This is a genomic window from Streptomyces poonensis (assembly GCF_014650915.1).
Classification (GTDB): Bacteria; Actinomycetota; Actinomycetes; order Streptomycetales; family Streptomycetaceae; genus Streptomyces; species Streptomyces poonensis.
This window is the reverse complement of sequence record NZ_BMVW01000006.1, coordinates 381245-387400: the sequence shown is the minus strand read 5'-3', so window position 1 is coordinate 387400 and position 6156 is coordinate 381245. Positions and strand designations below refer to the sequence as shown.

General features: G+C 71.6%; 6 protein-coding genes. 2 read left to right on the top strand and 4 right to left on the bottom strand.

All coding sequences use genetic code 11. From position 1 onward, the window contains the following. The first annotated feature begins 557 nt into the window (after nucleotides 1-557). The gene (gene trpS, locus IE242_RS18630; RefSeq protein WP_189860605.1) at nucleotides 558-1574 is read left to right on the top strand and encodes a tryptophan--tRNA ligase; all 1017 of its coding nucleotides are present in this window, start codon (nucleotides 558-560) and stop codon (nucleotides 1572-1574) included. Here trpS and IE242_RS18625 read toward each other — a convergent pair. After that, nucleotides 1523-2527, bottom strand: a complete 1005-nt coding sequence (locus IE242_RS18625; protein WP_189860683.1) for a GlxA family transcriptional regulator — start codon at nucleotides 2525-2527, stop codon at nucleotides 1523-1525. The two genes, trpS and IE242_RS18625, sit on opposite strands and share 52 nt — an antisense overlap. Before the next feature lie 174 nt (nucleotides 2528-2701). Here IE242_RS18625 and IE242_RS18620 point away from each other — a divergent pair, with 174 nt between their 5' ends. After that, complete coding sequence (locus IE242_RS18620) at nucleotides 2702-3394, top strand: cysteine hydrolase family protein (RefSeq protein ID WP_189860603.1); 693 nt, start codon at nucleotides 2702-2704, stop codon at nucleotides 3392-3394. 34 nt (nucleotides 3395-3428) lie between these two features. Here the strand turns inward: IE242_RS18620 and proC are convergent, their stop codons facing one another. The 3 genes from proC to IE242_RS18605 all read right to left on the bottom strand — a co-directional run bounded on the left by proC (nucleotide 3429) and on the right by IE242_RS18605 (nucleotide 6094). Further along, nucleotides 3429-4241, bottom strand: a complete 813-nt coding sequence (proC, locus tag IE242_RS18615; protein WP_189860601.1) for a pyrroline-5-carboxylate reductase — start codon at nucleotides 4239-4241, stop codon at nucleotides 3429-3431. A gap of 153 nt (nucleotides 4242-4394) precedes the next feature. Then, nucleotides 4395-5219, bottom strand: a complete 825-nt coding sequence (locus IE242_RS18610) for an ABC transporter permease (protein WP_229859086.1) — start codon at nucleotides 5217-5219, stop codon at nucleotides 4395-4397. Continuing rightward, on the bottom strand, nucleotides 5216-6094 hold the full coding sequence (locus tag IE242_RS18605) for an ABC transporter ATP-binding protein (RefSeq protein WP_189860599.1): 879 nt from the start codon (nucleotides 6092-6094) through the stop codon (nucleotides 5216-5218). The genes IE242_RS18610 and IE242_RS18605 overlap by 4 nt, the downstream gene beginning before the upstream one ends. Nucleotides 6095-6156: the final 62 nt, after the last annotated feature.

Here is a 6156-nt window from a genome sequence, read left to right as displayed (position 1 = left end):
TCGCGTTTCCCTTTCCGGCGGTTCCGACTCTATCAGATCCTTTCGGGCCTGATTCCCAGTCAGCGGGAGTCGTCTTCCCGGCCGTTGGGCCGTTCCGACTGGTGAGACTTTAGCGGATTCCCGGCTCCCGAGCTAATCGGGGCTGCGTCCTTTCGAACGCGGATTCCTCATTTCGCAAATGCCCACGCCAATGACGCGACGACAGATCGACTGATCGTCGAGAGTGGGTGGTACCTGCGGAATGGCTGTCCGGGGACCGACCGGAGTCGGCGCTCACGTCGGACAACTCGGAGAACAATACGGATGGGGCTACGGCGTGTCAACCCCGGTCCAGAAGACACTCCCGGGGCGTACGCTGGATGACGTGATGACGAAGCGTATGTGCACCCAGCTGTGGTGGGCCGCCTGACGGCGGCCTGGTCACGTACGCACTCGACGGCCGCCGCTTGGCGGCCGTTCTTGTTTCTCCCTCCTGGAGGAGCCGGCCGACGGGCACGGCGGCTCCGACCGATCGGAGCACCCGGACAGCGGGGCACCGGAGAGATGGAGAGAACGAGATGACACGGGTCTTCAGCGGTATCAAGCCGACCGGGCATCTGACGCTGGGGAACTATCTGGGGGCCATGCGCCAGTGGGCCACGGTGGACCAGCACCGGGCCGACGCGCTGTTCTGCGTCGTCGATCTGCACGCGCTGACCGTGGACCACGATCCGGCGCGGGTGCGCCGGCTGAGTCGGCAGTCGGCGACGTTGCTGCTGGCCTCCGGGCTCGACCCGGACCTGTGCACCCTCTTCGTACAGAGTCATGTCGACGAGCACGCGCGCCTGTCGTACGTGCTGGAGTGCGTGGCCACGGACGGGGAGATGCGGCGCATGATCCAGTACAAGGAGAAGGCGGCGCGGGAGCGGGAGCGGGGCGGGAGTGTGCGGCTGTCGCTGCTGACGTATCCCGTGCTCATGGCTGCGGACATCCTCGCGTACGGGACCGCCGAGGTGCCGGTGGGGGACGACCAGGCACAGCATGTGGAGCTCGCGCGGGATCTGGCCGTGCGGTTCAACCATCGGTACGGGCAGACGTTCGTGGTGCCGAAGGCCACGCTGCCGCCGGTGGCGGCCCGGGTCATGAACCTGCAGGAGCCCACGGCGAAGATGGGGAAGTCCGACGACTCCGGGCCCGGGATCGTCTATCTGCTGGATGAGCCCGATGTCGTGCGGAAGAAGATCATGCGGGCCGTGACGGACAGCGGGCAGGACGTCGTGTACGACCGGGAGTCGCGGCCGGGGGTGGCCAACCTGCTGGAGATCCTCGCGGCGTGCTCGGGTGCGGACCCGGAGAAGTTGAGCGGTGGGTACGCGTCGTACGGCGCTCTGAAGAAGGACACCGCGGAGGCCGTGGTCGAGCTGCTCAGGCCCGTACAGGAGAGGCACCGTGAGCTGTGCGCCGATTCCGCGTATGTGGAAGGGGTGCTGCGGGACGGTGCGGAGAAGGCACGGGGCATGGCCCGGCCGATGGTGGACGCCGCCTATCGGGCGATCGGGCTGCTGCCGCCCGTGAGCGCGCCCGTGTCCGCGTAGGTGTCGGTGTCGGTGTCGGTGTCGGTGTCCGGGCCTGTGCCGAACGCCGCTCGGTAGGCGCGGGGGCTGGTGGCGAGGCGCGCTGCGAAGTGCTGGCGCATTGTGACCTCGCTGCCGAACCCCGCGCGGCGGGCGACCTCGGGCATGGGGAGGTCGGTGCGTTCGAGGAGTTTCTGGGCCGCCGCGACGCGCTGGTCGAGAAGCCAGCGGAGCGGGGTGGTCCCGGTCGCCGCGGTGAAGTGGCGGGCGAAGGAGCGCGGGGACATACCGGCGTGGGCGGCCAGGTCGGCGACGGTCAACGGTTCGTGGAGGTGGCGCAGTGCGTGCTCGCGGACGGCGGCGAGGGCGTCGGCGTCGCGGTCCGCGCGCGGGGTGGGGTGCTCGATGAACTGTGCCTGGGTGCCGGTGCGGAAGGGCGCGGTGACCATCGAGCGGGCGATGGTGGCCGCGGCCTCGGCTCCGTGGGCACGTCGGACGAGGTGGAGGCAGAGATCGATGCCGGCCGCGGTGCCGGCCGCGGTCCAGATGTTGTCGTCCTCGATGAACAGGGCGTCGGGGACGACGGTGACGCGGGGGTGGTGGGCGCGCAGGAGGTCGACGAGGTTCCAGTGGGTGATGGCGCGGCGGCCGTCGAGCAGGCCGGCCTGGGCGAGGGTGAAGGCGCCGCCGCAGAGGGCCGCGATGGGGGTGCCCCGGGCATGGGCACGGCGGAGGGCGTCGAGGGCGGGCGCTGGGGCGGGTGTGAGGTGGTCGTCGAGGCCGGGGACCAGGATCAGGTCGGCCCGGGGCAGCCAGGTGAGGGTGCGGTCGGGGAGGAGTGTGAGGCCGCCGCGCATCGGGACCGGGGTGGCGCGGTCGGCGGCGACACGGCGCAGGTCGAAGGCGGGGGCGCCGCGGTCGGTGCGGTCGGTGCCCCAGACCTCGGTGATGACGGAGACGTCGAAGGCCCGGATGCCGGGGAAGGCGAGGAGGGCGACGCGGTACGGGCGGCCGGCGTCGCGGTACGGGCGGCGGGTGTCGTGGCGGGTGTCCTGCGGGCCGGAGCTTTCCACGGCTGGCAGTAAACCATCGATCGCTGACTTTTCCCCCTCTGGGGTGGTGGGGCCGGCGGCGGCAGGATCGTCGGCATGGAGAACAAGAACACAGGTGTCGCGGGGACCGTGGAAGCCGCAGAGACCGTGGACGTCGCAGAGGTCGCGAAGACCGTCGCAGAGGTTGGAAAGACCGCGGGGGGCGTCGAGGTCGCGCGGGACGCCGCGCTGGTCGTCGTGGATGTGCAGAAGGGCTTCGAGGAGTCCGGCTTCTGGGGACCGCGGAACAATCCGGAGGCCGACGACAACATCGCGGCGCTCATCGACGTGTGGCAGGCGATGGGGCGGCCGGTGGTGTTCGTACGGCACGACTCGCCGAAGCCCCAGTCGCCGCTGCGGCCCGGATACGCCGGCAATGAGCTCAAGGAGTACGTGGAGCAGCGGCGCGGGAAGGGCGCCGGTCCGGAGCTGTTCCTCACCAAGACCGTGAACTCGGCCTTCCTCGGCACGCCGGATCTGGGTGCCTGGCTGCGGGCTCAGGGGATCGGGCAGATCGTCGTGGCGGGGATCCAGACGAACATGTGTGTGGAGACGACCGCGCGGATGGGCGGGAATCTCGGGTACGACGTGCTGGTCGCGTACGACGCGACGTACACCTTCGATCTGGCCGGGCCGTTCGGCTGGCGGCGGAGCGCGGAGGAGCTCGCGCGGGCCTCGGCGGTGTCCCTGCACGGGGGCGGCTTCGCGCGCGTGGTGACGACGGAGGAGGTCGTGACCGCGGCGGGGTGAGCTGCCGCCCCCGGGAGTGCGTTGCCGGGCGGGGTCAGTCCTTCTTGCCGGAGGCCAGTTCGCGGCTGCGGTCGCGGGCGGCCTCCAGGGCCGCGATGAGGGCGGCCCGTACGCCGTGGTTCTCCAGTTCGCGGATGGCGCTGATGGTGGTGCCCGCGGGGGACGTGACGTTCTCGCGGAGCCGGACGGGGTGCTCTCCGCTGTCGCGGAGCATGGTGGCCGCGCCGATGGCGGACTGGACGATGAGGTCGTGGGCCTTGTCGCGGGGCAGGCCGAGGAGTATGCCCGCGTCGGTCATCGCCTCGACCAGGTAGAAGAAGTACGCCGGGCCCGAGCCGGACAGGGCCGTGCAGGCGTCCTGCTGGGTCTCGGGGACGCGGAGCGTCTTGCCGACGGCGCCGAAGATCTCCTCTGCGTGGGCGAGGTGGTCGGCGGTGGCGTGGGTGCCGGCGGAGATGACGGACATCGCCTCGTCGACGAGGGCGGGGGTGTTCGTCATGACCCTCACGACGGGGGTGCCCTGGGCGAGGCGCTCCTCGAAGAAGGCGGTGGGGATGCCCGCGGCGCCGCTGATGACCAGGCGGTCGGCGGGGGTGTGCGGGGCGAGTTCGTCGAGGAGGGCGGCCATGTCCTGAGGCTTGACCGTGAGGATGAGGGTGTCGGCGGTCTTGGCGGCCTCGGCGTTGGTGACCGGGGTGACTCCGTAGCGGGTGCGGAGTTCTTCGGCCCGCTCGGGGCGGCGGGCGGTGACCAGGAGGTCCCCGGGTGCCCAGCCGGCTCGGATCATGCCGCTGAGCAGGGCCTCGCCGATCTTTCCGGTGCCGAGGACTGCGACTTTCTGGGTCATGGTGCGGGTGCCCTCCGGGAGTGCGTCGTCCTGGGGGCATCCTCGCACCCGGGCTGCCGGCGGGGGTGAGCTGTCCGGTGGGCGGGATGTCGGGCGGGATGTCGGGCCGGGTGGGGGCGTCCGGTGGGGGGAGTGACCGGTCGTCGGTCACGGTCAGGAGGTTCTGCGGCGGAGTGTGGCCGCTCCGAGGGCGAGGACCAGCAGGGCACAGGCCGCCACGATCAGGGCGTCGCGTACGAAGCCGGCCGTCATCTCGGTGTGGTGGAGCACCTCGTTCATGCCGTCGACGGCGTACGACATCGGGAGGACGTTCGAGATCGCCTCCAGGACGGGGTGCATGTCGGGGCGCGGGGTGAAGAGGCCGCAGAGGAGGAGCTGGGGGAAGATCACGGCCGGCATGAACTGGACGGCCTGGAACTCCGAGGCGGCGAAGGCCGAGACGAAGAGGCCGAGGGCGGTGCCGAGCAGGGCGTCCAGGAGGGCGACCACGAGGAGCAGCCACGGGGACCCCATGACGTCCAGGTCCAGGAACCACAGCGCCAGTCCCGTGGCCAGCGCGGACTGGACGACCGCCAGGGCGCCGAAGGCGAGGGCGTAGCCCGCGATGAGGTCGGCCTTGCCGAGGGGCAGGGCGAGGAGGCGTTCGAGCGTGCCCGAGGTGCGTTCGCGGAGGGTGGCGATCGACGTCACCAGGAACATCGTGATCAGCGGGAAGATGCCGAGCAGCGAGGCACCGATGGAGTCGAAGGTGCGCGGGCTGCCGTCGAAGACGTAGCGGAGCAGGATCAGCATCACGCACGGGACCAGCAGCATCAGCGCGATGGTGCGGGGGTCGTGGGCCAGCTGGCGCAGGACCCGGGTGGCCGTCGCCGTCGTACGGGAGTAACTGATCGTTCGCGCGGGCACGTGCCCGGTCTCGCGCGCGGGCACGTGCCCGGTCTCGAGCGTGGGCGGGTGGCTGGTCGCGTGCGTGGTCATGAGGAGCCCCCTCTTGCCGTCTCCCTTCCGGGAGTGTCCGCCGCGGTCGCCTCGTCGACCAGGCGCAGGAACGCGGCTTCGACCGTCTCCGCTCCGGTACGGGCGCGCAGGGCGTCCGGGGTGTCGTCGGCGAGGAGCCGGCCTCCGCGCATCAGGAGGAGGTGGTGGCAGCGCTCGGCCTCGTCCATGACGTGGGAGGAGACGAGCAGCGTGGCGCCCCGGTCGGCGGCGATGCGGTGGAAGAGGTGCCACAGGTCGCGGCGGAGGACGGGGTCGAGGCCGACGGTCGGCTCGTCGAGGACCAGGAGATCGGGCGTACCGAGGAGGGCGACCGCGAGGGAGACGCGGCTGCGCTGGCCGCCGGAGAGGTTGCCGGCGAGGGCGTCGGCGTGGGTGGTGAGGGCGACGTCGTCGATGGCGCGGGTGACGTTCGCGGCCCGGCGGGCGGTGGCCGTGCGGCCGCGGCCGGGGTCGAGGATCTCGGCGAAGTAGTCGAGGTTCTGGCGCACGGTGAGGTCGTCGTAGACCGAGGGTGCCTGGGTGACGTAGCCGATGCACGAGCGGAGACGGGCGGTGCCCGCCGGGTGGCCGAGGATGTCCAGGGTTCCCGTGACCTTGGCCTGGGTGCCGACGATCGCGCGCATCAGGGTCGACTTGCCGCATCCCGAGGGACCGAGGAGGCCGGTGATCCGGCCGCGCGGGACGGTGAAGTCCAGAGAGCGCAGGACCGTGCGGGAGCCGCGGACGACAGTGAGGTCTCGAGCTCGGACGGCCGGGGTGGCGGTCGGTGTGGCGGTCGGGGTGGCGGTCGGGGGATTCGCGGTGTCTGGCGGGTCCGCGGCGGCCGAGGGGTCTGGGGCGTCCGGCGGGTCCACGGCGGCCGGTGGGTCCGGGGGGTCCGCGGCGTCCGGGGGGTCTGGGGGGTGCGGTGGGTCTG